A 26373-nucleotide genomic window follows, 5' to 3' on the forward strand; every position below is an offset into this window, starting at 1 on the left:
ACAAACGAATTGAGCGGGCCGTATGCCGGTTTCCATCTGGATAGCGGCCATCAGCGGTTGACAGCGGCGGCCGGCTGCATAGTTATTGTGCAATGCGACGGGGGCTGTGTGCGCTGCAATATGGCGCGATTTGGACCGGAGCATCGTAACGAGCATCCACAGCATTCAATATCTGCGGGGCCTCGCCGCATGCGCGGTGGTTTGCTTCCATGTCAGCGAGCAGTTCGGCGGTCCGTTCGACGTCGGAGCAGCCGGCGTGGACATCTTCTTTGTCATCAGCGGCTTCATCATGTGGGTGACGACGGCGGGCAGGCCGGCTGACCCCTGGCGTTTCATGGGGCGCCGCATCACCCGCATCATGCCTCTGTACTGGATCGTCACGGTCCTGACCGCGGCGGGCATCCTGATCAAGCCGCAGTTCTTCTACGGCCATTTCTTCAGTGTTCCGAATTTCGTCGGCTCGCTGTTCTTCGTGCCGGTGCTGCAGGAGAATGCACTGCATCCCATCGTCATACAGGGTTGGACGCTCTGCTATGAAATGATGTTCTATCTGGTTTTCACCCTGGTCCTGTTCCTCGGGGAGCGCTGGCGGTTCGGCGTTCTTACCGGCGCCCTCGTTGCCATCGTCGCGCTGCATTCGATTTTCCCCGCGGGATATGCGCGTGCCTTCACCGATCCTGTCGTGCTCGAGTTCGCGGCCGGCGTCGTCGTTGGCCGCTTGTGGCTCCAGGGCGCAAGGCTCCCGCTCGGAGGAGCGCTGGCGATGGCTGGCGCGGGGTTTCTGCTCCTTGCGGCCAGCCCGCTGTTCGATGACGAGATGCCCCGGGCCTTGCGCTGGGGGCTTCCGGCCGCACTGATCGTGGCGGGCGCGGCCTTTGCCGAGCGGGCGCGGCCGTTCAAGCCCAGCGCCTTGCCCAGCCTTCTCGGCGATGCGTCCTATTCGATCTATCTATGGCATGTCTTGGTCGGCGTCCTGACGACGGGTGTCGTGCTGAGGATCGGACTTCCCGCGGAGTTGCAGCCGGCGGCAATCCTAATCGGCACGCTTGCGTTCTCGACGGTGCTCTATCTGGTCGTCGAAAAGCCGCTGGTCGCATTGCTGCACCCGCAACGCCCCAAGGGCGCCGTGAAGGCAAGAAACGCCGCGGCCGCAGGGGCCGCGGAATGAACTCGCTACACGCTTGAACCTGGTTTAGTCGCGGCCACGCCGTGCCGCGCGTTCTTCGCGCGAGCGCCGGCGCGGGGTGGCGTCGCCGGCGGTGCCGTCCTCGCTCATCGCCTTGCGCGGCGGCAGCTTCACCGCCGCCGACAGCTTCGGGAACGGGTCGACCTTGTTCGGCAGCGCCATGGCGTAGACAAAGTGCTCCTGGAATTTTGGCTCGAGCGCCGTCTCGATCTTCTCGATCCTGCTCACCGTTTCCTCGATCTCGCGGCGGTAGCCGCGATTGAGCAGCGCCATGCGGGCGCCGGCGCCGGCGGCGTTGCCGACGGCCGAGACCTTGTCGAGGTCGCAATCGGGGATCAGGCCGAGCACCATGGCGTATTTCGGATCGATGAAGGAGCCGAACGCGCCGGCGAAATGGATGCGGTCGACATGGTCGGTGTGCTGCTTTTCCATCAGCAGCTTGGTGCCGGCATAGAGTGCTGCCTTGGCAAGCTGGATGGCGCGCACGTCGTTCTGGGTGATGGTGATCTTCGGCTCGCCTTCCTTCAGCACGTAGGAGAAGGTACGGCCGTTGGCGACAACGCGCGGCGAGCGCATGCTGAGCGATCCATCGACGACGCCATCTTCGGAAATGATGCCGGCGAGATACATCTCGGCCACCACCTCGATGATGCCGGAGCCGCAGATGCCGGTGACGCCGGTCGCCTGCACGCTTTCGGCGAAGCCCGGCTGATCCGACCACAGCTCCGAGCCGATGACGCGATATTTCGGCTCCAGCGTTTCGGGGTCGATGCGCACGCGCTCGATGGCGCCGGGCGCCGCACGCTGGCCGCCGGAGATTTCCGCGCCCTCGAAGGCCGGTCCGGTGGGGGAGGAGGCCGCCACGACGCGCGTTGAGTTGCCGAGCACGATCTCGGCATTGGTGCCGACATCGACGATCAGCATCATCTCGTCCTGCCGATGCGGGCCTTCCGACAAGGTGACGGCGGCGGCATCGGCGCCGACATGGCCGGCGATGCAAGGCAGCATATAGAGGCGCGCGCCCTGATTGAGCTTCAGGCCGATATCGGAGGCCTTGATGCGCACCGCGCCGGAAACGGCCAGCGCGAAGGGCGCGCCGCCGAGCTCGGTCGGATCGATGCCGAGGAACAGGTGATGCATGATCGGATTGCCGACGAAGACGGAATCCAGGATGTCGTTGCGCTGAACATTGCCTTCCGCGCAGACCTTGTCGACGAGGCCGGAAATGGCCTCGCGCACGGCGACCGTCATGCCTTCGCGGCCGTCCGGGTTCATCATCACATAGGAGACGCGGCTCATCAGATCCTCGCCGAAGCGGATCTGCGGATTGGACGTGCCGGAGGACGCGGCGACGCGGCCCGACAGCAGCGACACCAGATGCATGGCGATGGTGGTCGAGCCGATGTCGCAGGCAAGGCCGTAAGCTTCGTTCTTCAGGCCGGGCCACAGAGCGATGACACGCGCGATGTCGCTATCGGCATCCTTGTGGATGGCGGCGGTCGCGGCCCAGTTGCCCTTGCGCAGGATGCCCTGGACCTGCGGCATAAGGTAGAAGTCGAATTCGAGGTTCTTGAGGCCCCAGTCCTTCATCAAGGCGATCTTGAGCCGGTCGAGATCGCCGAGCGGCTTGTGCATGTCGGGCTCTTCGATCTCGACATAGCACATGCGGATCGCCGTATCGCGGGCGATCACCCTGGTGTCGGCGTCCTTGCGGATGGTCTGCGCGTTGATGACCGTATCCTGCGGCACGTCGATGACGAGGTCGCCGAGGATCTGAGCCGAGCAGGAGAGGCGACGGCGCTCGGGCAGGCCGCGCACGCGCTCGTAGCGCTCTTCCTTGGCGCCCTTGGGCGAGATGTGGCCGTTGGACGAGACGATCTTGTGCTTGGCGAAATTGCCTTCCTGCACCTCGATCTGGCAGCGACCGCAGGTGGCGCGGCCGCCGCAAACGCTTTCGACATAGACGCCAAGCTGGCGCGCGGCATCGAGCACCGGCGTTCCAATGGGGAACCGGCCGCGCTTGCCGGACGGCATGAACAGCACGAGCGGATCGGTGATGTTGGGCGGAGGGTTCATGCTGGCACGTGTCTCGATGGCAATTGCCGATGCCGTTTAACGGATCGTTTTACTGTTGGGTGGAGAGTCTGCTGGTCCAGGGGCCAACCATGTCGGATCTGCTGCTCTGCGCCATCTTCACCGCCTTCACCATGGTGCGCGTGATCAAGGGCTCGTGGCTGCGCAATCCGCAATACCTTGCCACCGGGATTCTCGGCGCGGTCGTCGGTGCGCTGCTGCTCCACGCGTTCTGGCCCGCCTATGACGATGATTTCATCGTCGGCGGGGTGACGGGGATCTTCGGATCGTGGGCGGGAATGGCGTTGTTCGACGCCATATTGGGCATGGCCTGAGCGCAAAGCAGAGCTGTCCGACCGCATCCACGATGCGATCGGACCAGCCTTGTTTGCGGTGCGGCTCACGATTGCGCGCTTATCCCCTGGCCATGCGGGCTTCACGGCCGCCACGGCGACGGCCGCCATTGCCGGCGCCTTCCCCGGGAGCGTTGACCGCCGTCGGAGCCGCGACCGCCTGACCGCCTTCGGCGGGCTTATAATCCTTGTAGGTGCGGATCCAGTTGGTGCAGTTCTCATCGGTGCCGTTGAGCACGTTGGCGCCGCGCACGGCTTCCATTTCCTGCGGACGGACCGGGTTCATGATTGCCGAGGTCATGCCGGCGCCGATCACCATCGGAATGAAAGCGGCGTTGATGCCGTGGCGGTGCGGCAGGCCGAAGGAGATGTTGGAAAGGCCGCAAGTGGTGTTGACCTTGAGCTCCTCACGCAGCCGGCGCAGCAGCGCGAACACCTGACGCCCGGCATCGCCCAGCGCGCCGATCGGCATCACCAGCGGGTCGACGACGACGTCATGCGCCGGAATGCCGAAATCAGCGCAACGTTCGACGATCTTCTTGGCGACGGCGAAGCGGACGTCCGGGTCCATCGAAATGCCGGTCTCGTCGTTGGAGATGGCGACGACCGGGACGTTGTATTTCTTGACCAGCGGCAGGATGGCCTCGAGCTTTTCTTCCTCGCCGGTCACGGAGTTGACCAGCGGGCGGCCCTTGGCGACCCTCAGTCCGGCCTCGATCGCGGCGCTGACGGAACTGTCGATCGACAGCGGCAGATCGACCAGGCCCTGCACGATCTCCAGCGTCTGAACCAGCAGGCCCGGCTCCGTCTCATTCGGGTTGACCGAGGTGACGCCGGCATTGACGTCGAGCATGGTGGCGCCGCAGGCGGCCTGCTCCAGCGCGTCCTTGATGACGGTCTCGAAATTACCGGCAATCATTTCGGCGGCCAGCTTCTTGCGGCCGGTCGGGTTGATGCGTTCACCGATCACGCAGAAGGGCTGATCGAAGCCGATGACGATTTCTCGGGTCGCCGAGGCGACGATGGTGCGGGTCATGCGATCTCTCCGTCGGGATATAAAGAGTTCTTTATATCGTTATCTGATTTCGTTCAAGCGAATGCGTGTCGGCAGCGCCTAGACTCTAAGATGTATGTCGTTGTCCCAAAACCGGTTCCCACTTTTGGGCGACATAGATCAATGCGCGGTCTTCACCATATCCACCTGGGTTTCGGTAATCTCGTCGTGCAGTATGTGGTCGAGCCGCTCGGCAACCAGCTGGTCATCGCGGCGGATCTCCCGTTTCCAGGGCTGGCGGCCTTTCAGCACGCCGGATTCATCGACGATCTCGGCGACATATTCCTCCTGGCGATAGGCCATCACATGGATGCCGGCGACGCCAGGGATTTCCTTCACCTCGTTGATGATGTCGATGCAGAGCTGCTTGCCTTCCTTCTTCTGGTCCTGCGCCCCTTCCAGCCGCTTGATCACCGCATCGGGGATGTGGATGCCCGGCACGTTGGAGCGGATCCATTTCGCCGTCTTGGCGGAGGCGAGCGGACCGACGCCGCAGAGCAGGAAGAGCTTTTCGGTGTGGCCGAGGTCGCGGGCCTTCTGCATGAAGGTTTTGAACATCGGGACGTCGAAGCAGTACTGCGTTTGCGCGAATTGCGCGCCGGCGGCGATCTTCTTGCCGAGGTGGATCGGGCGGAAGTCGTAAGGCGGCGCGAACGGGTTGACGGCCGCACCCAGGAAAATCTGAGGCGGCGTCGTCAGCTTGCGGCCGGAGAGGAACTTGCCGTTATCGCGCATGATACGGCATGTCTCGAGCAGCGACATCGAATCGAGGTCGAAGACCGGCTTGGCGCCGGGCTGGTCGCCGGCCTGCACGCCATCGCCGGTGAGGCAGAGCATATTGGCGACACCCATGGCGGCACCACCCAGGACGTCGCCCTGGATGGCGATGCGATTCTTGTCGCGGCAGGCGATCTGCATGATCGGCGCATAGCCCATGCGGGTGAGCAGCGCGCAGATGCCGACCGACGACATGTGGCAGTTGGCGCCCGAGGCATCGACCGCGTTGATGGCATCGACCCAGCCGTCGAAAATCCTGGCGCGGTTGTAGACATCTTCCGGATCGGCGCTGTCGGGCGGGTTGAGCTCGGTCGTCACCGCGAACTCGCCGCGGCGCAGCACGCGCTCCAGCCGGCCGCGCGACGTGTGGCCGGGCAGGGGATCGAGCGGCAGGTGAATGCCGGCCGGGTTCTCGTCGCGCTGGTGGGCGGTCATGCCGAAGCTCCCGGGTTCTGGGTCGTTTCACGCGCGGCGGCGGCCTGAGCCGTCACCCGGAGCCAGGCCGAGGTTTCACGCAGCGACTGATCGACCGGCTTCTGCACGGTAAGGATCTTGTCGCCATTGACCATGTTGCGCGAGCCTTCCCAGGCCTTGACCCAGACGCAAGGCATGTCCGGCTCGACCTCGCAATTGCCGTTGGCGCGCACGCCACCGCAAGGGCCGTTGCGCAGCTGCTTGGGGCAGTTCATCGGGCACGACATGCCGGTGGAGGAGAGCACGCACTGGCCGCACATGCGGCAGTCGAACATGAAGCCCTTGACCCGCTTCTCGACGAATTTCACCGGAGCTTCGACGCGGCCGTAGCCGATGCCTTTCCACAGCGGGTGCAACAGCAAGAAGGCGTCGGCGAACCTGCTGTAGAACCATTCGAGCAGTCGCGAGTGCCGGATGGACCACAGCCTCACCGCAAAAGTGCGCTGGACGCGCCGCTGCGGCGACACGTCGGCAGGCTTGTAGTCGGATTTCGGCGCTGCCTTCTTGACCAAAGTGGCCTGGGTAACCGTCGGCTGCTTGTCAGACATTTTCTTTCCCGCCAGCCTTGACCAGAGCGACCAGCCGCTCGCGGTCATATTTCGTATCGAGTTGCTGATAGGCCTTCTCGACCTCGGCCTCGATGTCGTCGCTGACCGGGACCGGGTCGGCTTTGCGCCACTCCGCCAGATAGTCGTCGGTACCGCCGGCGCCGGTGCGCATGGCGCACATGTCGATCGCCTCGGTGAAGCGCAGCGGCAATTCGCGCTTGGCGTTCTGCCGGCCCTTCCTGACGATGACCTGGGCAGGGATGTCGCGCCAGTAGACGACGATCAGATCGGCCATGAATTCTCAACTCCTCGAAGTCTTGGAGCATTGCCGCATGCGCTGTTGGGCCGCTTGTTATGGGACGACGCGCGCGCCTTCAAAAGCGACGCTGCCGGTGTCGTTAAGGAAGGGGGGAGTTTTTTGATCGAGCATCCCGTCAGATGCGCTGCCCCGCATGCTCTCGAAGCTTGCCTTATTCGTAGCCGAAGCCGCTTTCTCTCAAGTCGGCGATACGCACGATCATGCTCCGTTTCGGATCGAATGGCAGGTCTTCGAAATCGAAGCTGCGGTAGAAGTCTCTCACGGCCTCATCGAGCGGATGCGTGAGGATGCCGAAGCAACCGATGTCGGCCGACAATCGTACCGCGGTGCGGAATGCAAAGAGGAGAAGCGAGCGTCCGCAGCCGCGATTTTGAAAGCGAATATCCACGGCAAGTGGGCCAAGCAGTATCATGGGGATGGGATCAGGGCGATTGCGTTGCGCGGACTTTGGCAGATATGCCCGTTCGATCTGGCCGGCGCTGAGGGTGACATAGGCGGCAACGAGACTGTTCGCGGGGTCGCAGATGACGCTGGTGCGTGAGACCCCATCTTGTTGGTTGCGCCAGGCATTTCGGCGAAACCAGTTGTTGAGCGACTCGCGTCCGCAGTCGAAGGCATCTCTGTAGTCTTCCGCCGCAAGCGGTCGAGGCGGCGTCAGTCTTGCCATACAGGCCGCGACGCAGCGAGCTTTTGCAGACCGGCGCGCGCCCGCGGCGGCGACTTCGCCCAGGCCTCGAACTTTTCCCAATCCGCCGCCGGAATCGTTACGATACGTCCATCCAGCACCTCCATTTCGGCGGCATCGACGGCCTTGCGGCGGATGAAGTCACTGAGATTGGTGTTGGCCTGGCTTGCGGCGGCTTCGAGTATTTCGCGTTCGTCCAGCGTCACCCGGACGCTGAGGGGGGCCATTTTGGACATCGTAGATCTCGCTTTTCTGTATGACAATAGCATACAAATCGCTGGACTGACAACGCTACCAGACGCGCCTGGTCAGGCCGGTCCAGAGGTAAGACCAAATCGTCGGGTGATACCACTGCTTCGACGGTAGGGCCGGATCGATCGTTTCCAGTTTACCGGCCAGTGCATTTGTGACCGCCTCGACGCAGATATCGCGCGAAAATGCCGCCTGGCGCAGCGCGTAGCTGGCGATGGTGTCGCCGGTTTTTGGCTTGCCGCGCGCCTGCTTGAGCACGCCGCCAGTGTCAACGCCGGCATCGACGAGATGCACGGTGGTGCCGAAGTTCTGCGCGTCGCCGGATGCCAGCGCCCAGTAGCCGCCATTCATGCCGCGATATTTGGGGGCGATGCCGGCATGATAATTGAGCACCGGGCAAGGCATTCCTGCCAGCATATCCTTCGACAACAGTCTGCAGCCGGAAAGCAGCACAACGCCCGGTTTGATGTTCGCGATTTCCTTCAGGCATTCCGGCCCGTTGGCCGAAGGCACATGGACGATCGTCTGGCCTTGCCGCGGCTCGGTGTCGAGCTTCTCCTCGGCAATCAGTCGCGCGGCGTGGCCGGCAAGGAAGCGCTTGCCGAGCCTGGTCAGCACCATGGTGCCGAGCTGGCCGATGGCCGAGATCCAGCCTTGCCGGCGCGCGCGGCCGATGAGCAGGCGCTTTTTGGATTCAGGAGCTTCGAGGACGACGCTGACAGGACCGACGCGATCGATAATCGCATTGACGATGGCCCAGATATGCGGGCCACCCTCGGTGACGACCACGATCGGTCGCGTATTCGATTCCGACGCTGCCACGGTAAGCACCCGCTTTGAAGACCGGACGGATGCTATTCGGCGTGGGTTAATCCTTGGTGTGCCGGGGGCCTTCAGTCAGGCGTCAAGGCTAGGCTCAGCGCTTGAATTCCATGATGTCGAGTTTCGATTCGTAATAGGGCGCGGGGAATTCGATGCGCCATTCGCTGGCGCTGTTGCGGAAGGCGTAGCCGACCTGGTCGCTTTCGGGGCCGCTGCCATAGGGCTTGGCCTTGTCATTGTTCACAGAGAACGAGCCGAGATAGATGGCACGTTTCTCGCCGTCGTCGAAGAAGCGGCCTGCGGTGCGTTGCGAGCCGCTGATCTTCTCAAGCCGCCAGCCTGAACCGTCGTCGGTGACCTTGCATTTGAACCAGCCATAGATGACGAGCGGGCTCAAGCCGCCCGCCTTGATGGTGCGGCACTTCCAGTTGCCGGTGAGATCCTTGTCGGAGAAGGCGACGAGAGGCCTGGCGAGCAGTTCATCCAACTGCTTGACCGCCGCCGGATCGCCGGCCTTGGCCTCATCGAGAGCTGCCTTGCGCGTTTCGCCATACTTATCCAGTCGCGCCTTGTCGGCGGCCGTTATCTGCTTCTGCACCCCGCCATCGGCTTGGGCCGGCAAGGTGAGGGCGACGACCGCGAGGGCGGCAAAGAGCGGGCCAGGGGTTATGAAATTCTGTCTCCTCAAATCAATGGCTGGAACAGTTTTTTCTATCGCTGGCGCACAACTTACCGGTTCGCCATCGTCTGTCATCCGTGCTTAACAGCGTGAGCTCGGAAAAATGGTGGTTCGATCGATGCGGATCTTGCTCACGGGATCGTCCGGCTGGCTGGGCAGCGGGCTTGAGCCAAGGCTCAAGGCGCTTGGCCATGACGTCGTCGGCCTTGATCCGGTTGCCTCGGCGCGCACGCAGATCGTCGGCTCGATCGCGGATCGCGATCTCGTCCTGAAGACGGTCCGCGACAATCGCATCGAGGCCATCATTCACAGCGGCGCGCTGCACAAGCCGAACATCGAGCACCGCGAAAATGCCGACTTCGTCGCGACGAATGTGCAAGGGACGCTCAACCTGCTCGATGCGGCCGTTGTCTGCGGCGTGCAGCGCTTCGTCTTCACCTCGACGACATCGCTGATGATCTCGCAGGCGATTCGCGCCGGCTTCCAGGGCGGCGCGCGCAAGGCGGCCTGGCTGACAGAGGAAATGTCGCCGGAGCCGCGCAACATCTATGGCGTGACGAAACTCTCAGCCGAGCATCTGTGCCGCCTCTATCATATCGAGCATGGATTGCCGGTCGTGGTGTTGCGCACGGCGCGCTTCTTTCCCGAAGCCGACGACATGGCGCATGCGATCGAGCAGTCCGACGCCAACACCAAGGCGAACGAGTTGCTGTTTCGGCGGCTGACGGTAGAGGATGCGGCCGAAGCCCATGTCGCGGCCCTGGAGAAAGCCCCACAACTCGGTTTCGACACCTTCATCATTTCGGCGCCGACGCCGTTTGGGCCGCAGGATTGCGCCGAATTGATCGCCGACGCGCCATCGGTCGTCGCGCGCTACTTCCCGGATTATCCGAGGCTCTATGCCGGGAAAGGCTGGACGATGTTCTCCTCGATCGACCGCGTCTACGATTCGTCGCGGGCGAGGGAGCGACTGGGTTTTGCCTGCAAGACAGGTTTTGCCGATGTGCTGGCGGCGCTCGAAGCGGAGGCGTGACGGCCTCAGGCCGCGCCCTCTGCCGCCCGTGCCAGTTCCACGGTCAGGTCGCCATAACCGGTCGAGCGGCGTTCATAGGCGAGGCCGAGCATGGCCGCGGCTTTCTCGGCGACTTTGTCGAGCGCCGGATCGTCGGTCTGGGCGAGATAGATCAGCTTCTCGTAGTTGCCGAAATAGTCCTTGACCAGTTCGGGATGCCTGTCGAGGCCAAGCGGCTTGATGAAGAACGCCTCGAACTGGCGGCAGAGGAAGTCGGTCATGTAGAACGACATCATGTCGTCGTCGGCGACCTTCGCATAGGCGTCCATGCCCTGGTAGAAGGCAAAGCAATGCGGCCCCGCCATGCGCTCGACGCCATGCTTCTCGATGACGCGGTCGAGCAGGCCACCGGTGCCGCAATCGGCATAGCCGACGAAGATGTGCCCGTAGCCTTCCGACTTGGCCTTCTCGATCGCCTTGTCCATGGCCGGCGCGATGCGGTCCGGATAGAAATGGAACTCGGCCGGCAGGCAGGTCAGTTCGAGGTGGTCGAGCTTTAGCTGTTGCTTGACGGCCAAAACTTCGCGCGCAATCATCCCGCAGGCGATGACGAGCAGCCTGTCTGTTTGATTCGGTTTCGTTTTTTGCGTTTTGACCAAGTCGGGCCGGCTTTCGCTGCGGGGGCTTAATATCTGTCGAGGGAGACACAGTCCATGAAACTGCTACGTATCGCGCCGATGGCCATCCTTGCCTGCGCGCTTGCACTCACGGCCTGCGCCAACACCGTTCGGGGTGTCGGCAAGGACGTCAAATCGACGGCAAGAGCGGTCAAAGACACTGTCAACTGATCGGCAGCCTCGTCCATCATCTGGGAACAAAAAGGCCGCGCTGCAAGGCGCGGCCTTTCTTACCGGTCCATCCTGATGCCTTGAATCAGGCGGAAGCGCGCACGTTGTGCTTGCGCTTCATGTAGTCCTTGGCGGTCTCGACCGCCACCGCCGCGTCGCGGCAATAGGCGTCGGCGCCAACGGCCTTGCCGAATTCCTCGTTGAGCGGCGCGCCGCCGACCAGCACGACATAATCGTCGCGGATGCCCTTTTCCTTCATCGTGTCGATCACGACCTTCATGTAGGGCATGGTGGTGGTGAGCAGCGCCGACATGCCGATGATGTCGGGCTGGTGCTGCTCGATCGCGTCGAGGTATTTCTCGACCGCGTTGTTGATGCCGAGGTCGATGACGTCGAACCCGGCGCCTTCCATCATCATGCCGACGAGGTTCTTGCCGATGTCGTGGATGTCGCCCTTGACGGTGCCGATCACCATCTTGCCCTGCTTCGGCGCGCCGGTGGCGGCGAGCAGCGGGCGCAGTATGAACATGCCGGCCTTCATCGCGTTGGCGGACAAAAGCACTTCGGGCACGAACAGGATGCCGTCGCGGAAATCCTCGCCGACGATGCGCATGCCTTCGACCAGCGCCTCGGTCAGCACCTTGTAAGGCGCCCAGCTGCGCTCGAGCAGGATTCGCGTGCCTTCCTCGATCTCTTCCTTCAGACCGTCATAGAGGTCGTCGTGCATCTGCTGCACAAGCTCCTCGTCGGAAAGCTCGGAAAGGATGATCTCGTCGTCGGACATTTTTCTCGGGCTCCTTGCTGCTCGGAATGACTGCGGCAGCCTAAAAATCGATGCGCCAATACCTAACCCGCGAGGGCAAGCTAGCCATAGCTGATTTGCGACTTCCCGCAAAAGGAAAGCGACTGAAAAGTTGGCGCTTTTCTTGTCGATTTTGCGACAGGCGTTGGCGCTGGCGGGCCGTTTCCAATAGGGTGCATGGCTACGATCCGGCAAGAAGCGGCGGCGATGGGCCGCCAAGCCAATTCAGGCCAAGTTATAGGAAGAACGATCATGAGCGATAACGCGGCAGTCGAGCAGGAAGCGTCAGGCGGGCGGCGCGGACGCGGCGCCAGCGGCGGCGCGGCGGCACGCCGGGCGGCCCGTTCGGGCGGCGGTCCAGGCACCCAGCTCACCTACATCAAGCGCAAGATCAACGTCTATGAGGTCCTCAACGAGGAAGGCCTGGCGCTGATCGAGAAGAACACCGATACGGTGCTTGAGGAAATCGGCATCATTTTCCGCGACGACGCCGAAGCGCTCGCGCTGTGGAAGGAAGCGGGCGCGGATGTGAAAGGCGAGCGCGTGCATTTCCCGAAAGGGCTCTGCCGCTCGCTCTTGAAGACCGCGCCTTCGATCTACACCCAGCATGCGCGCAACCCGGAACGTTCGGTGCAGATCGGCGGCAATGCGACGGTGTTCGCGCCGGTCTACGGCCCGCCCTTCGTGCGCGACCTCGACGGTAACCGCCGCTACGCGACGATCGAGGATTTCCAGAATTTCGTGAAGCTCGCCTATATGGCGCCATCGATCCACCATTCGGGCGGCACTGTGTGCGAACCGGTCGACGTGCCGGTCAACAAGCGCCATCTCGACATGGTCTACAGCCACATCAAATATTCCGACAAGCCGTTCATGGGCTCGGTCACCGCGCCGGAGCGCGCCGAGGACACGGTGGCGATGGCCAAGCTCGTGTTCGGCGACGATTTCGTCGAGAACAACACCGTGCTGACCAGCCTGATCAATGCCAACTCGCCGATGGTCTTCGACGAGACCATGTTAGGGGCGCTGAAAGTCTATTCGCGCCACAACCAGGCCTGCATCGTCACGCCGTTCATCCTGGCCGGCGCGATGAGCCCGGTGACGGTTGCCGGCACGCTGACGCAGGTGCTGGCCGAAGTGCTCGCCGGCGCATCGTTCACACAGTTGATCAGGCCTGGCGCACCGGTGCTGTTCGGCACCTTCGCTTCCTCGATCTCGATGCAGTCGGGCGCGCCGACCTTCGGCACGCCGGAGCCGTCGCTGGTGTCCTATGGCGCCGCCCAACTCGCGCGCCGGCTCGGCCTGCCGTTCCGCACCGGCGGCTCGCTCTGCGCCTCGAAGGTCCCCGATGCGCAAGCGGCCTATGAGAGCGCCAACACGCTCAACTCGACGATCCTTGCCGGCACCAATTTCGTGCTGCATTCGGCCGGCTGGCTCGAGGGCGGTCTCGCCTCCTGCTACGAAAAATTCATGATGGACATTGACCAGCTCGGCATGCAGCAGAAATTTGCCGAGGGCGTCGACCTGTCGGAAAACGGCCAGGCGATGGATGCCATCCGCCAGGTCGGTCCGGGCAGCCATTATCTCGGCTGCGATCATACCCAGGCGAATTTCCAGACCGCCTTCTACCGCTCCAACATCGCCGATAACAATTCCTTCGAGCAGTGGCTGGCCGAAGGCCAGAAGACAGCGCCGCAGCGCGCCAACGAGCTCGCGCGCCGTTGGCTGGAAAGCTACGAGGCGCCGCATCTCGATCCGGCGATCGACGAGGCGCTGAAGGAGTTCATCGCCAAGAAGAAGGGCTCGATGCCCGACGCCTTCACTTGAAAGGAGCCCGAGTCAGGCCGGGCTAAAGTGGCCGACATCATCCACAAGGAAGTCTGGCGGAGCGCATTCTCCGACCCGGACCGCAAGGGATGACTTTTTCCCGCAGTCCGGTCGGGGAAATCGCGACCGCGCTCGCGGCCAACGGCCTGATCCTTCGCGGCGGCTTTCGTTTTGCCAATGATGAAGTAGCGCCCTCTGGTATTTCAGGGGGTGCCGCCAGGTCCGTGCTGCTGGTCGGGCAGGCGGGCGCGGCGCCCTGGCCGCATTTCAAGCGCTGGCTCGAGGGGCAGCCGCAACCCATCGCCGATCCGCTCGACACATGGTCGCGCCAGGTGATGAACGCCGTGGCCGATAAGTTCGGCGCGCGCGCCGTGTCGCCCTCCGACCGGCCCTATCGGCCGTTCCAACAATGGGCGATGCGGGCCGAGGGGCTGAAACCGTCGCCGCTCGGCATCCTGATGCATCCGAAATATGGGCTCTGGCACGCCTATCGCGGCGCGCTGCTGTTCGAGCAGGAGATCGCGATCCCCGAAGCTGACGCGGCGATTCACCTTTGCGACGCATGCATTGAAAAACCCTGCCTAAAATCTTGTCCGGTCGGCGCCTATTCGGTGGACGGCTTCGCGCACCAGGCGTGCCTGGCGCATGTGCGCGGCCCTCGCGGCGCGCCTTGCCGGAACGGCGGCTGCCTCGACCGCAACGGCTGTCCCTATGGCGCAGAGTATCGCTACCCGGCCGATGTCCAGGCTTTCCATATGGCGGCGTTCGCCGCACTGTAGGCATTCTTCCGAACCGCACGGAAACTTGACTGCGGTCGAGTGGTTGCGGCTTGCCCTGGCGGGCGGCGCGGATATCTATCGCCTGGCAACCGGCGGAGCGCGCGATGACGAAGCAGGACATCGAGATCAAGACCCAGGACGGCACGGCGAAGGCACGGCTGTTTCGTCCAGCCGCGCCGGCCAAGGCCGGCGTCATCCTCTACGTGGATATTTTCGGTCCGCGTCCGGCGCTCGACCAGATGGCCGAGCGCCTCGCGGGGCATGGCTATGCCGTGCTGGTGCCCGATCTCTTCTACCGCTATGCGCCCTATGGCCCGTTCGATCCTAAAACAGCCTTTGCCGAGGAAAAGACCAAGGCGGCGCTGTCGGCGCTGAGCGGCGGCACGACGCAGGGCATGACCATCCGCGACGGCAGCGCCTTCCTCGATGCACTGGCCTCCGAGGGGATCGCCGGACCTGTTGGTGTCGTCGGCTACTGCATGGGCGGCGCGCGGGCGCTGAACGCGGCGGCGAGCTATCCCGACCGGATTGTTGCCGCGGCAAGCTTCCATGGCGGCAATCTGGCCAGCGACGCCGCCGACAGCCCGCACCGCAAGGCAGCAATGATCAAGGCCCGCATCTATGTCGGCGTTGCCGGCGTCGATCGCAGCTTCCCGCCGGAACAGTCGGCGCGGCTGGCGGAGGCCTTTCGGGTGGCCGAGGTCGACCATGTCATCGAGAACTATGTCGGCGTCGGCCATGGCTGGTGCGTGAAGGATCACAGCGTTTATGACGAGGTAGGCGCCGAGAGGCATTGGAAGCGGCTGACCGCGTTCTTCAAAGAAACACTGGGCTAGCCATCTCTCGCAGATCGCGGAGAGGGCACCGTGTAGCGCGAGCCTTCGAAGGTTCGCGCTGCCCCTCATCCGCCCTTCGGGCACCTTCTCCCCGTGAAACGGGGAGAAGGAAAATGCGCTGCGCTAAAAAAATCTTAGCATCGTCCCAAGGATTGGCCATTAGCCTTCGTCCAACAGGCAAATGATGGCGATGATGCTGGACGACGGCGAAGCCTCCGATGCCGAACTGATCGGGCGGGCGAGGGGCGGAGACAGAGGGGCTTTCGGCACATTGCTCGAAAGGCACTATGGCTTCGTCTATCGCGCCGCCTATCGCTGGTGCGGCCGCAAGGCCGATGCCGAGGACATCGCCCAGGACGTCTGCGTGCGGCTCGGCCGCGCGATCCGCGATTATCAGGGCAGCAGCGCCTTCACGACATGGCTCTATGCCATGACGCTGAACGCGGCGCGCGACATGATGCGCAAGCGCGCCCGCGACAACGCCAAGACCGATGCCTACGGCACCTATGCGCTGATTGCCGGCGAGGCGTCGGCGGAGGCCGGCGATCCGGCAGAATCGCTGTGGGCGGCGGTGCGGATGCTGCCCGACAAGCAGCGCGACGCGGTGCTGCTGGTCTATGGCGAAGGTCTCAACCACGCGGCCGCGGCGGAGGTGATGGCGATCTCGGAGACGACGGTTTCCTGGCACATCCATGAAGCGAAGAAACGGCTGAAAGTGCTGATGCGTTCAGCCGGGGAAGTGTGACCATGGTCGACGACAACGAACTCGAAAGGCTGCGCGACATCGCGGTACCGGCGCCGGACGGCGAGGCGAAGGCGCGCGCGTTCGCCGCCGCGATGCAGGCCTTCGACCTCGACGAAAAAATTTCGCCTGTCCCCCAAGGAACCTCAGCGGGCCTTCGTCTCACGGAGCGAGCACAAAAGCTCTGGAGAGAAATCATGCAACGGAAACTCATTGCCACGCCGGCCATCACCGCGCTGGTCGCGCTGCCTATCGCCGGCTATGCCGCTTTTGAGATGCTGAAGGAAGAGCCGCCCGTCTTCGGCGGCAACGGCACGGTCACCGAGACGGTGGCCGACAAGCCGGTGGCGCAGAAGCCTGCGCCGGAGCAACCCGCGATCAACGAGCCGCTGGCGACGGCGCCCGCCAAGCAGAAGAAAACCGACGCGGACACCGAAGCTCTGGCGAGGAACAATTCGCAAGTGCCAGCGACGCCGCCCAAGCCGGCGACCGAGGTCGACAGCCTGCTCAAGCGGGAGGTGGCGCCCGAGGCCAAGCCTGCTCTGCAATCTGCGCCGGCAGAGAGTGGCCAACTCGCGGCCGGCGGCAAGGACGGCTCATCTGGCAGAACGGCGATGTCGATGGCGCCGCAGCCCAGCGCTGACGAAGCCGCGAGGGCTGACCAGGCGCCGGCCGGCTCGGCGGTCGCCGATTCCAAGCTGATGGTGCAGCCTTCGCCCATGCCGGCCGACCAGATGCAGCCGCAGGCGGAAAACCGCGACCGCATCGAGACCTTCAAGACCAATCCGGTGCATGAAACCGCGCAGGATCCGGTCTCGACCTTCTCGATCGATGTCGACACGGCCTCCTACTCCTTCGTGCGGCGCTCGCTGAAGGAAGGCACTCTGCCTGAGGCCGATACGGTGCGGGTCGAGGAGATGATCAACTACTTCCCCTATGATTGGAAGGGTCCGGACTCGGCTGCGACGCCGTTCAACTCGACCGTCACCGTGATGCCGACGCCGTGGAACGAGCACACAAAGCTCATGCATGTCGCGATCAAGGGTTTCGATGTGAAGCCCGCCGAGCAGCCCAAGGCCAATCTCGTCTTCCTGATCGACGTCTCGGGCTCGATGGACGAGCCGGACAAGCTGCCGCTGCTCAAGTCCGCCTTCCGCTTGCTGGTCAGCAAGCTCAAGGCCGATGACACCGTCTCGATCGTCACCTATGCCGGCAATGCCGGCACGGTGCTGATGCCGACCAAGGCGGCGGAAAAGCAGAAGATCCTGTCGGCAATCGACAATCTGGCGCCCGGCGGCTCGACGGCCGGCGAGGAAGGCATCCGCGAAGCCTACAAGCTTGCGCAGCAGTCCTTCGTCAAGGACGGCATCAACCGCGTGATGCTCGCCACCGATGGCGACTTCAATGTCGGCCAGACCGACGACGAGGATCTCAAGCGGCTGATCGAGAGCGAGCGCAAGACCGGCGTCTTCCTGTCGGTGTTCGGCTTTGGCCGCGACAATCTGAACGACCAGATGATGCAGACCATCGCACAGAACGGCAACGGCACGGCCGCCTATATCGACACGCTTGCAGAGGCGCAGAAGGTGCTGGTCGATGACGCGTCCTCGACGCTGTTCACCATCGCCAAGGACGTCAAGATCCAGGTCGAGTTCAACCCCGCCGCGGTCTCGGAGTACCGGCTGGTCGGTTATGAGACCCGGGCGCTCAAGCGCGAGGATTTCAACAATGACCGCGTCGATGCCGGCGATATCGGCTCGGGCCATTCGGTGACGGCGGTCTATGAGATCACGCCGAAAGGCAGCGGCGGCGAGCAGGTCGATCCGCTGCGTTACGGCCAGGCCAAGATCGACAATGGCGGTGTCGCCAACGCCGGCGAATATGCCTTCGTCAAGATCCGCTACAAGCTGCCGAACGAGAATGTCTCGAAGCTGATCACCACGCCGGTGACCGCCGCCAACGAAGTGTCGTCCTTCGACGCAGCCGGCGCCGACCAGCGTTTCTCGGTCGCCGTCGCGGCCTTCGGGCAGAAGCTGCGCGATGAGGATCAGACGGCGAATTTCGGCTACGACCGGATCGCCGAGATCGCAAACGCCGCGCGCGGCGCCGATCCGTTCGGCTACAGGGCGGAGTTCCTGTCCCTGGTGCGACTGGCCTCATCGCTGGACGGCAACAAGTAGAGCGTCGTCAATCGAACCAAGGGCCGGCAGGACAAATCCTGCCGGCCCTTTTGCAATCGTTAAATTGCGCGGCTTTTCCGGAATATCATCGCAATGAGCTTCTGTTAGTCAGTGCCGATAGGGTTTGAGGGATCGGCGGTGCATATCACGACAATCGGGAACGCGAGCTCGACGGCGGCCAATGCGCCGGTGCGGGGACCGTCCGCTCCTTCAGCGGAATCCACGCGCATCAGGAATGATGTCGACGCGGCTCGAAACACGGCGCTTTCGGCGCTCAATAACGACCGTTTTCGTGTGATGCTGGAACAGATCACCGATCCGCGCGCATCGGGCGCCCTGATGACGATGGGCGCCGACAGCCAGGACGGCGGCGTTGTCGATTTCAACACGGCGCTGTCGCGCTACACCGAAAACAGCAAGTAGAAACCGTATCAGGCGCGGCTGCGCCGGCGCTCGCGACGCGCTTCGCTGGTTTCGGCGGTGTTTGCCGTCGCCACCTTGTTGCGCATCGGGCCGATGCGCTCGACGATCGTCTCGACGGTCGGCCGCGCCGCCTTGGTGTGCGCATCGAGCGCCTTGCGCATGGCGGCAAGGTGGGCGAACGAGGTGCCGCAGCAGCCGCCGACGATTTTCGCGCCGGCATCTACCGCAAGCCGCACATAATCGGACATCAGCTCCGGCGTGCCGGAATAATGGATCTCTGCGCCGCGGAATTCCGGAATGCCGCAATTGCCCTTGACGATAACCGTCGCCTCGGGCTTCGCCTCGGTCATATCCAGCAGCGAAGCCAGGATATCGGAAGCGCCGACGCCGCAATTGGCGCCGACACCGAGCGGGGCCTGCGACAGTCCGTCGGCGACGGCGTGGATGTCCTTCGGCAGCAGGCCCATCATGGTGCGGCCGGCCGTATCGAAGGAACCGGTATAGGTATAGGGCAGGCCGACGCGGATCGCGGCTTGCGCCGCGGCGCGGATCTCGTCGGGCGCCGACATGGTCTCGATCCAGGCGACTTCGGCGCCGCCGGCCTTGAGACCCTCGATCTGCTCGGCGAAGGCATCGACCGCATCCTCATAGGTCATGGCGCCGAGCGGCACCAGCAGCTCGCCGGTCGGGCCGACGGAGCCAGCGACGATCACCTTGTGGTCGGCCTTGTCGGCGACGGAGCGGGCGATTTCGGCGGCGCGCCTGTTCAGGTCGTGAACGCGGTCCTGCGCATGGTGCAGCTTCAGCCGGTGGCGGGTGCCGCCGAAGGAATTGGTGAGAATGATATCGGCGCCGGCGTCGACGAAATTCTGATGCAGGCTGGCGATGGTTTCGGGCGAAGTCTCATTGAGCAGCTCGGGCGCTTCGCCGGCCTCCAGACCCATCGCGAACAAATTGGTGCCGGTGGCGCCGTCGGCCAGAAGCACGCCCTTTTCGGCAAGCAGTGCGTCAATCGGGTTGGTCGCGGTCATGGCTTTAGCTTTCGTGTTCCGAATTCAAATAACGATATAAAGAAGTCTTTATGTCCAGTCAACGAGTTTGCGCCCGGGAAGGCCCTATGCAGCCGGGGTGATCTCGACCTCGATCTCGGTGCAGGCGTCGCCATTGGTCGGGTGGTGGTCGACCGAGCAGGCGGTGACGACAAGCAAGAGGTCCTGTTCGGCGCGCAGCGTCACGTAGCCGCCCGGCGGATTGATCGAGGCCTCGACCACCAAAGTCCCGTCGGGCTGCGGCATGGAGTTCTGGAACAGGTCGACCGGATCGGGCGCGAAGGGGAGTTCGATGCCTTCCGTGCTCAGCGCCTTCATCAGATTGTCGCGGCAGTTCGGGTGGTTGGGCAGGCCGGCCCGTTTGTAGAGCGCGCTGTCGCAGGCCGGGTAGAGCATGTCGTGCGGTCCGGGCGAGGCGTCCTCGACCAGCGTCAGCATGATCTTGCCGGCGGCGCTGTAGAAATGGTCGCCCAGTTTCGGAAACAGCCTCTCGGTGATGTCGCGGGTCTGCGATGTGCTCAGCCAGTCGAGCCCGCCTTCGGTCGAGAAGGCCCAGAGGTCGGAGACCTGCTGGCCCTTGGGATCGATGATGCGAACCAGATCGCCGCGCCCGACGCGCATGGAACGACCCGATTGAGGAGGAACGACGACGTGACGCGGCTCTTGCATGGGTTTCCCTGAAACGATGATCGGCGGCCGGGACGTCGGCCGACCGTCAAGATGATGTCGATGCCGGCGATCAGACAGAGCCTGATGGGAAGGACATTGCGGCCAGCTTTTGCGCGAAGCTCGCCGCCTCGTGCGCGTTGATGTCGGCCGCCCGGATCAGATTGTCGAAATGGCTGGTGAGGGTGCGGATCGGCTGGGTTGCGTTCAACACCAGATACATGTCTCCGACATAGATCGCGGCGCGGTAGGGGCCAAAGATCGTGTAGGGGATCGAATAGCGCATGCGTCCGTCATAGAGAAACAGGCGGAAGGTCGGGTAAAGGTCGTCAAGGAGCGCTGCCATGTGCAGCAGTTGCTCACGGCGGTCGGCTTCGGGAAAACGATCCCAGACGCCGAGACCGCGCGCAAAGATCTCCAATGTGTGGCGCGGCATGCAGACTTCCATGTCGGTCTCCGGCCGGCGGTTGTAGTCGATACGGTACTGCGTTTCGCCGGCTTGTGCTTCACGGCTCTTGTTGGTTATTCCGGCCTCATATTCGACCAGGGCCTCCGTGCGCAAAAGGTCAGGGATGCCTGCCGGCACGTAGCGGATCTTCGTGCCGGCCGCCTCCGCATGCCATTTGGCGAGCAGCGTGCGGTCGAAGCCGTCCGGCGCCTCCTCGATCTCCAGGCTCTCGCGGATTTCGCCGGTGACGCCTTCGTCGTGGCTCAAGCCCAGCAGCCAGTCGAGCGATACCTTGAACTCGGCGGCGATGTTGAGAAGCGTCTCGGCGCGCGGCAGGCGGGTCGAGGCGCCGGAAAGCAGTTGCGACAGCGCCGAGCGGTCGATGCCGACGGCCGTCGCGAAGGCCGACTGGTTGAGGTCGGACCGTGTCAAGAGCAATTTCAGCCGCTCCCGGAAGATCGTCGACAGATCGCGCTTGTCCATCAGGTCGCCCCTGCTTGCAGGAGGAAAAATTTTCGTCTGAGCCGTGCTGAACATGGCTCAGGCGTAAATGAATCCCCAAGTTTGTTTACAATATATAACACCTGCAGCCAAATATGCGCAATCGCAACAGTTTGTGCGCTTTGTCGCGTTGCGGCAACGGCAGGCTCCTGACACAATGCTGTCAGGAATCAAGGGGGTTCCGGCGACTGAAAGGCAGTGGTCGATAGCATGGCAAGCATGAATACTGGCATGAACAAGAGGCGTCGCAGCGCACCGGCAATCGAATGGCCGACAGCCTTCCTCACTCTCTTCTGCTACGGCACATGGCTCGCCACCGGCTTCCTGCTCTGGCCATCTTATCCCCTGATCGCGTTGATCGCCCTGGGGCTGATCCTGGCGCTGCAATCCTCGCTGATGCACGAGGTTCTGCACGGTCATCCGACCCGCAGCGCCCGCGTCAACGAAGCCTTCGTTTTTCTGCCTATCGGCATGGTCTGGCCGTTCCGCCGCTTCAAGACAATTCACCTTCGCCATCACGCCGACGAGCGTCTGACCGATCCGCTCGACGATCCGGAAAGCTACTACCAGGCGCTCTGGATGCATGAGGACCTGCCGCCGGCGATGAAGTTCCTGCTCAAGATCAACAACACCATGGTCGGCCGCTTCATCCTCGGTCCTTGGCTGTCGTCGGTCGGCTTCTTCATCGACGACGCCAAGCAGATCGCCGCCGGCGACAAGGCTATCCGCAAGGCCTGGCTGCTGCACGCCATCGGCATCGCCGTGGTGACGCCGGTCGTGACCTTCGGCTTCGGCATCCCGCTCTGGCTCTATGTGCTGGTGCCGGTCTGGCTCGGACAGTCGCTGATTTCGGTGCGCACCTATGCCGAGCACCAGTGGTCCGAACATCCGGAAGGGCGCACCATCATCGTCGAACGCTCGCCGCTGTCGTTCCTGTTCCTCAACAACAACCTGCATTTCGTGCATCACAAGAGCCCGACGGTTGCCTGGTACAGACTGCCGAAGCTGTTTCGCGAGCGCCGCGAGGAATGGCTGCGGATGAACAACGGCTATGTCTATCCGAACTATCTCTCGCTGATCAAATCCTTCGCCTTCAAGGCCAAGGAGCCGGTCATCCATCCGGTATTGCGCCGCTCGCCCGAACCTGGCCGTGCTTTCAAGCCGCGCGTCAGGGCGCGCAATGTCAACGGGCTTGGAACGGCGCCGGTTCCGGCTGAGCCGCCGAAGGAGTAATCTCGACTTTTCGCGATCGCTTTTTTCGCGGCGGAACGCAGGCGCCGACGGTTGCCTGTCTTTGAAAGCTGTTCGGCATGAGTAAATTCGTTGCGGCATTGCCGATGTATGACTGGCCCGAAGCGCGTGGCGAAGTCGACGCGCAATGGGCGCGGCTCCGCGACGCCTTCCGGCAAAGGGGCATCGATGCGCCGGAGGCCGTCGCGCGCAGCAATCGCGAGTTGCCGGCGGTGCCCGGCGGTATTCTTGACGACGCCGGAAGGCTGATCGCGCCCGACCCGGCGACACTGCCCCCGCATGAGTTCGATTTTCACCAGCTCTGGCTGAGCCCCGCGCTGCTCTTCGGGCAAACCTGCTGGGGGCCGATGGAACTCGGCCTTGCCCAGCATGTGCAGGCGATTGCCCAGCCAAACTACGATGGGTTCGAGGGCGGGCAGGGAGAACTCTATTCCAGCGCGCTGGTGATGCCTGCGGATGGCGGACCCTCGGTTGCCTCGCCGCTGGATGGCAAGGCCATCATTCCGACCGGTCTTCTGCGCGGCAAACGCTTCACCTTCAACAGTGCGGATTCGATGTCCGGGCTGATCGGGCTGACACGCGACCTGGAGGCGATTGGTGAAAGCCTTGATATTTTCGCCTCGCGCAGCGAAAGCGGCGGCCACCGGTCGTCGATCGTCGCCGTCGCCGAGGGCAGGGCCGATATCGCGGCGATCGACTGCGAAAGCTGGGCGCTGGCGCAACGTTTCGAGCCGGCTGCGCAGGGCGTCAAAGTCGTCGGCTGGACGGCGCGGCGCAAGGGCCTGCCCTATATCACCGCCAGGACCACCCCGGCGCCGATCGTCGCCGCTATGCGCGAGGCCGTCGCGGCGGTCGAGGGCGGCGCATCAGAGCAGCCGCTCGTCCAGCTTGTAGGCTGAAAGCTTCTCGTTGCCGGTCTCTGTTATCAGGATCTGCTCTTCGATCTTGACCCCTTCGTGCCCGCCGAGCCGGCCGATATAGCTTTCGACGCAAAGCGCCATACCGGGTTCCAGCACGCCGTCCGGCGTGTCGGCGGTCCAGTCGCCGGCATGCGGCAGCGTCGGGTATTCGTCCGCCAGGCCGACCCCGTGATAGAGCACGCCGTAGCGTGTCGGATAGCAATCGCCCGGCGGCACCGCCGAGCGCTCGACGAGGTCGCGGAAAGAGATGCCCGGCCGCATCAGATTTGTATTGTGCGAGATCTGGTCAGCGGCAATGCGGAACAGGTCGCGCTGCTCGTTCGACGGCCTCCCGTCGCCGCAGAGCCAGGTGCGCGAGAGATCGGCGCAGAAGCCGTAGGGGCCGACGAGGTCCGTATCGAAGGCGACGAGATCGCCGTCCTCGATGATGCGTGAGGAGCATTCCTGGAACCAGGGATTGGTGCGTGGCCCCGAGGACAGAAGACGCGTCTCGATCCACTCGCCGCCGCGCGCGATGTTGCCGCGATGCAGTTCCGCCCACAATTCGTTCTCGGAAATACCCGGCTTCAATTTCGCTTCCATCTCGCTCATCGCCGCCTCGCAAGCGACGATGGCCCGGCGCATGGCGAGGATCTCATCCGACGATTTGATGAGGCGCGCATTCTCCATCACGGCCTCGCCGTTGCCGACGGAAATGCCGCGGCGGGCGAGCTCCTCGACGCCTTCCGGATCGATGTGGTCGACGGCGATGCGTCGGTTGCCGCCGCCATGCTCGGCAACGAGCTCGGCGATGCCGGCGGCCCAGCGGCGAACTTTCTCATCGGTCAGTTCGCCGCTGTAGAGATATATCCACGACACGGCCGGTCGCACTTCGTCGACGACGCCCGAATGGTCGGACAGGTGCTCGCAGGAGAAATAGTCGAACAGCACCACCGGCCCATCGGTGGCGACGAAACAATGGCGGGTCGGATTGTGCGCGACCCAGAGCTGCATGTTGGTCGAATCGGTCGCGTAGCGAATGTTGACCGGGTCGTAGAGCAGGGCGCCGGCATAGTCGCGGCGCTTCAGCTCGGCGCGAATACGCTCCAGCCGGTATCTGCGCATGGCGGGCAGGTCGGGCGCGGCGATGCCTGCCGCCGCCCACTCGGCTTCGGCCTGAAGGCCATAGCCCAGCAGATGTTGATTAAGCGAGGCCGCCTTCTCGCGGGAGGCTTCGAGCAGCGCTTCGACCGAGCCGGGTTCGAACGGCATGATCTTGCGGTGGTGGCCGAAGCGTTGCTTGTCCATGCAGTCCCCTGGCGCTCTACCGCGCCGCCTTCTTGTGCAGTCTGGTAATTGTCAGTTGGCGCGGCGCGTCGCCGAAGCGCTCAGGCACCGCGATGCGCCGATGGACGGTATCCATCACGTAGCCTGCCTGGGCGATCCTGTTGAAGACGGCCGAAGGCGGCTCCCTGTCTTCCGTCAACACAAGCACTGCCGGCTCGCGGATCGACTGGGCGAAGTCGGGTATTTCATCGTCGAGCACGATAAGGTCCGAATCGACCAGGCGCAGATTGCCGATCCAGAACCAGCTCGACACCACGGTGCTGACCGGTCCGTCGGCGTTGATCTGGTCGTAGAGCGACCGGTAGTCCATGCGCACGATACCGCCGCGGCTGTCGCCGCCTTTCAAGTGCATGTACCAGCTTACCGGCAGCACAAGGATGGCAAGGACCGCGCCGACGAAGACGATGGTAGCTTGTGTTTTTCGCCCCCTCTGGCCCATGGCGTCAAAGCGCATGGCAAGCGCCGCGGGCAAGAAGATGAACACGGGAAGCATCCAGCGGTCGCGAAACTGCGTAATGCCGGCCGCCAACACCACTGCCACCAAAACCACCAGACCAAAGACGATGGCTCGCCACAAGAGCTTTTCCGGCCACTGTACCGGCTGAAGCGGCTCCGTCCGTTTTCTTATCGTCAGGAAATAGGCGACGGCAAAAACCGCTGCCGGCAATCCGGCGAAATTGACGATCGCATTGGCCAATCTCCGAATGCCGACAAATGCCGTATTCGCAACGCTGCCGCCCTCGGCGACGCCGAGGCCTCCCTGGTGCGAAAGCAGATCGTCCAGATGGGTCAGGCTCCAATAGAGCGTCGGCAGGCAGGTTAGGACCGCCACCGCCACGCTGATCAGGAAGCGGCGATCGAAGATCGCCTCGCGCGTTTCGCGAACCGAGAGAGCCGCCAGGAGCAACGCGGCGAGGAAGATGACGATGTTGTATTTCGACAGCATCGCGGCGGCCGTCGCCAGGCCGAACAGCGCATAGGCAATGGCCGATCGCCGCTTCTGCACCTCGACCAGCGCCAGAAGCAGCACCGAGGTGAAACAGAATATGGCGACCGAGTGGGTGAGGGCGTGCTGCATCTCCCAGAAGATCTGAGGGAACAGGAGCAGCCCGAACATGGCGGCGGCAGCAGTGCGGCTCGAATAGCCAAGCCGGCGGACGGCGGTGAAATAGGCCGCCAGCCCCGCAGCCAGAAGGCCGTATTTGACGATCTTGAGGGCAAGGACGCTGGTTCCGACCAGCGAGGCGGCAAGCATGGCCAGCCAGGTATAGAGTGGCGGCTGCGAACTGCCGTAGCCGGCAGCCAGGAACCGCATTTCCATCAACTGCTCGGAATCGTCGACGCCGACGCCCGTGCCCACAACGTGGGACAACAGCGCCATCACCACTGTCTGAGTCAGACAGTAGAGGAGGGCAAAAGCGACCGCGGCGCTGAATGGACCGACCCGTTCATCGCAGAGCCAATCGGTCCATTTCTCTAGCTGCCGCAAGGGGGTCGTCTTCTCATGCTGATGCGCCGGTAGCGGGCTCGACCATGCCATA

At 63.4% G+C, this 26373-nt stretch carries 28 protein-coding genes; 12 read left to right on the top strand and 16 right to left on the bottom strand.

What is annotated here, in order from left to right; all coding sequences use genetic code 11:
* The first annotated feature begins 85 nt into the window (after positions 1 to 85).
* Positions 86 to 1168: an acyltransferase family protein gene (locus RFM98_RS00775; protein WP_320307050.1), complete on the top strand. Its 1083-nt coding sequence runs from the start codon at positions 86 to 88 to the stop codon at positions 1166 to 1168.
* A gap of 24 nt (positions 1169 to 1192) precedes the next feature.
* Here RFM98_RS00775 and RFM98_RS00780 read toward each other — a convergent pair whose 3' ends face one another.
* Positions 1193 to 3262 carry an ASKHA domain-containing protein gene (locus tag RFM98_RS00780; protein WP_320307051.1) on the bottom strand — a complete coding sequence of 690 codons (2070 nt, stop codon included), beginning with the start codon at positions 3260 to 3262 and terminating at the stop codon, positions 1193 to 1195.
* Positions 3263 to 3351: 89 nt separating this feature from the next.
* On the opposite strand from RFM98_RS00780, the gene RFM98_RS00785 reads away from it, so the two are divergent.
* A complete protein-coding gene (locus tag RFM98_RS00785; protein ID WP_320307052.1) occupies positions 3352 to 3594 on the top strand; it encodes a hypothetical protein in 243 nt (80 codons plus the stop codon).
* A gap of 79 nt (positions 3595 to 3673) precedes the next feature.
* Here the strand turns inward: RFM98_RS00785 and RFM98_RS00790 are convergent, their stop codons facing one another.
* From RFM98_RS00790 to RFM98_RS00825, 8 genes are all read right to left on the bottom strand, one after another.
* The gene (locus RFM98_RS00790; RefSeq protein WP_320213745.1) at positions 3674 to 4648 is read right to left on the bottom strand and encodes a methyltetrahydrofolate cobalamin methyltransferase; all 975 of its coding nucleotides are present in this window, start codon (positions 4646 to 4648) and stop codon (positions 3674 to 3676) included.
* 138 nt (positions 4649 to 4786) lie between these two features.
* Positions 4787 to 5878 carry a methylenetetrahydrofolate reductase gene (locus tag RFM98_RS00795; protein WP_320213744.1) on the bottom strand — a complete coding sequence of 364 codons (1092 nt, stop codon included), beginning with the start codon at positions 5876 to 5878 and terminating at the stop codon, positions 4787 to 4789.
* Complete coding sequence (locus RFM98_RS00800; RefSeq protein ID WP_320307053.1) at positions 5875 to 6465, bottom strand: methylenetetrahydrofolate reductase C-terminal domain-containing protein; 591 nt, start codon at positions 6463 to 6465, stop codon at positions 5875 to 5877. The genes RFM98_RS00795 and RFM98_RS00800 overlap by 4 nt, the downstream gene beginning before the upstream one ends.
* Complete coding sequence (locus RFM98_RS00805) at positions 6458 to 6760, bottom strand: virulence factor (RefSeq protein ID WP_320213742.1); 303 nt, start codon at positions 6758 to 6760, stop codon at positions 6458 to 6460. The genes RFM98_RS00800 and RFM98_RS00805 overlap by 8 nt, the downstream gene beginning before the upstream one ends.
* A gap of 175 nt (positions 6761 to 6935) precedes the next feature.
* Complete coding sequence (locus RFM98_RS00810) at positions 6936 to 7451, bottom strand: GNAT family N-acetyltransferase (RefSeq protein ID WP_320307054.1); 516 nt, start codon at positions 7449 to 7451, stop codon at positions 6936 to 6938.
* Entirely contained in the window at positions 7439 to 7705 is a 267-nt protein-coding gene (locus RFM98_RS00815; protein WP_320307055.1) for a type II toxin-antitoxin system TacA family antitoxin, read from the bottom strand. The genes RFM98_RS00810 and RFM98_RS00815 overlap by 13 nt, the downstream gene beginning before the upstream one ends.
* A 55-nt stretch (positions 7706 to 7760) precedes the next feature.
* Positions 7761 to 8543, bottom strand: coding sequence for a formyl transferase (locus RFM98_RS00820; RefSeq protein WP_320307056.1), 783 nt, complete (start codon positions 8541 to 8543; stop codon positions 7761 to 7763).
* 94 nt (positions 8544 to 8637) lie between these two features.
* A complete protein-coding gene (locus RFM98_RS00825; protein ID WP_320307533.1) occupies positions 8638 to 9213 on the bottom strand; it encodes a DUF4893 domain-containing protein in 576 nt (191 codons plus the stop codon).
* Positions 9214 to 9340: 127 nt separating this feature from the next.
* Here RFM98_RS00825 and RFM98_RS00830 point away from each other — a divergent pair, with 127 nt between their 5' ends.
* Positions 9341 to 10255: an NAD-dependent epimerase/dehydratase family protein gene (locus RFM98_RS00830; RefSeq protein WP_320307057.1), complete on the top strand. Its 915-nt coding sequence runs from the start codon at positions 9341 to 9343 to the stop codon at positions 10253 to 10255.
* Between the two features lie 5 nt (positions 10256 to 10260).
* Here the strand turns inward: RFM98_RS00830 and RFM98_RS00835 are convergent, their stop codons facing one another.
* A complete protein-coding gene (locus tag RFM98_RS00835) occupies positions 10261 to 10893 on the bottom strand; it encodes a DUF1638 domain-containing protein (RefSeq protein ID WP_320307058.1) in 633 nt (210 codons plus the stop codon).
* Positions 10894 to 10947: 54 nt separating this feature from the next.
* Between RFM98_RS00835 and RFM98_RS00840 the strand changes: the two genes are divergently transcribed.
* Complete coding sequence (locus RFM98_RS00840) at positions 10948 to 11082, top strand: EncA/B family entericidin (RefSeq protein WP_320307059.1); 135 nt, start codon at positions 10948 to 10950, stop codon at positions 11080 to 11082.
* Between the two features lie 85 nt (positions 11083 to 11167).
* On the opposite strand, the gene RFM98_RS00845 is transcribed toward RFM98_RS00840, so the two are convergent.
* On the bottom strand, positions 11168 to 11866 hold the full coding sequence (locus RFM98_RS00845; RefSeq protein WP_320307060.1) for a cobalamin B12-binding domain-containing protein: 699 nt from the start codon (positions 11864 to 11866) through the stop codon (positions 11168 to 11170).
* Between the two features lie 270 nt (positions 11867 to 12136).
* Between RFM98_RS00845 and RFM98_RS00850 the strand changes: the two genes are divergently transcribed.
* The 6 genes from RFM98_RS00850 to RFM98_RS00875 all read left to right on the top strand — a co-directional run bounded on the left by RFM98_RS00850 (position 12137) and on the right by RFM98_RS00875 (position 18671).
* Positions 12137 to 13711 (top strand): trimethylamine methyltransferase family protein, encoded by a 1575-nt coding sequence (locus RFM98_RS00850; protein ID WP_320307061.1) that lies wholly within the window; start codon positions 12137 to 12139, stop codon positions 13709 to 13711.
* An 89-nt stretch (positions 13712 to 13800) separates the two neighbouring features.
* On the top strand, positions 13801 to 14490 hold the full coding sequence (locus RFM98_RS00855; protein WP_320307062.1) for a hypothetical protein: 690 nt from the start codon (positions 13801 to 13803) through the stop codon (positions 14488 to 14490).
* Positions 14491 to 14594: 104 nt separating this feature from the next.
* A complete protein-coding gene (locus RFM98_RS00860; protein ID WP_320307063.1) occupies positions 14595 to 15326 on the top strand; it encodes a dienelactone hydrolase family protein in 732 nt (243 codons plus the stop codon).
* 184 nt (positions 15327 to 15510) lie between these two features.
* The gene (locus RFM98_RS00865; RefSeq protein WP_320307064.1) at positions 15511 to 16071 is read left to right on the top strand and encodes an RNA polymerase sigma factor; all 561 of its coding nucleotides are present in this window, start codon (positions 15511 to 15513) and stop codon (positions 16069 to 16071) included.
* A 2-nt stretch (positions 16072 to 16073) separates the two neighbouring features.
* On the top strand, positions 16074 to 18248 hold the full coding sequence (locus RFM98_RS00870; RefSeq protein ID WP_320307065.1) for a YfbK domain-containing protein: 2175 nt from the start codon (positions 16074 to 16076) through the stop codon (positions 18246 to 18248).
* A 138-nt stretch (positions 18249 to 18386) separates the two neighbouring features.
* Positions 18387 to 18671, top strand: coding sequence for a hypothetical protein (locus tag RFM98_RS00875; RefSeq protein WP_320307066.1), 285 nt, complete (start codon positions 18387 to 18389; stop codon positions 18669 to 18671).
* Positions 18672 to 18679: 8 nt separating this feature from the next.
* Here RFM98_RS00875 and bmt read toward each other — a convergent pair whose 3' ends face one another.
* The 3 genes from bmt to RFM98_RS00890 all read right to left on the bottom strand — a co-directional run bounded on the left by bmt (position 18680) and on the right by RFM98_RS00890 (position 21317).
* Positions 18680 to 19702: a betaine--homocysteine S-methyltransferase gene (gene bmt, locus RFM98_RS00880; protein WP_320307067.1), complete on the bottom strand. Its 1023-nt coding sequence runs from the start codon at positions 19700 to 19702 to the stop codon at positions 18680 to 18682.
* An 84-nt stretch (positions 19703 to 19786) separates the two neighbouring features.
* Positions 19787 to 20389, bottom strand: a complete 603-nt coding sequence (locus tag RFM98_RS00885) for a DUF1989 domain-containing protein (protein ID WP_320307068.1) — start codon at positions 20387 to 20389, stop codon at positions 19787 to 19789.
* A gap of 70 nt (positions 20390 to 20459) precedes the next feature.
* On the bottom strand, positions 20460 to 21317 hold the full coding sequence (locus tag RFM98_RS00890) for a helix-turn-helix domain-containing protein (RefSeq protein WP_320213727.1): 858 nt from the start codon (positions 21315 to 21317) through the stop codon (positions 20460 to 20462).
* A gap of 249 nt (positions 21318 to 21566) precedes the next feature.
* Between RFM98_RS00890 and RFM98_RS00895 the strand changes: the two genes are divergently transcribed.
* Both RFM98_RS00895 and RFM98_RS00900 read left to right on the top strand, forming a co-directional pair.
* Complete coding sequence (locus RFM98_RS00895) at positions 21567 to 22568, top strand: fatty acid desaturase (RefSeq protein ID WP_320307069.1); 1002 nt, start codon at positions 21567 to 21569, stop codon at positions 22566 to 22568.
* A 77-nt stretch (positions 22569 to 22645) separates the two neighbouring features.
* Positions 22646 to 23485, top strand: coding sequence for a phosphate/phosphite/phosphonate ABC transporter substrate-binding protein (locus RFM98_RS00900; RefSeq protein ID WP_320307070.1), 840 nt, complete (start codon positions 22646 to 22648; stop codon positions 23483 to 23485).
* On the opposite strand, the gene RFM98_RS00905 is transcribed toward RFM98_RS00900, so the two are convergent.
* Together RFM98_RS00905 and RFM98_RS00910 are read right to left on the bottom strand one after the other, a co-directional pair.
* Positions 23453 to 24793: a M24 family metallopeptidase gene (locus RFM98_RS00905; protein WP_320307071.1), complete on the bottom strand. Its 1341-nt coding sequence runs from the start codon at positions 24791 to 24793 to the stop codon at positions 23453 to 23455. The two genes, RFM98_RS00900 and RFM98_RS00905, sit on opposite strands and share 33 nt — an antisense overlap.
* 16 nt (positions 24794 to 24809) lie before the next feature.
* Positions 24810 to 26213 (bottom strand): ArnT family glycosyltransferase, encoded by a 1404-nt coding sequence (locus RFM98_RS00910; RefSeq protein WP_430682233.1) that lies wholly within the window; start codon positions 26211 to 26213, stop codon positions 24810 to 24812.
* Positions 26214 to 26373 lie beyond the last annotated feature (160 nt).

This window comes from Mesorhizobium australafricanum (assembly GCF_033977265.1).
GTDB lineage: Bacteria > Pseudomonadota > Alphaproteobacteria > Rhizobiales > Rhizobiaceae > Mesorhizobium > Mesorhizobium australafricanum.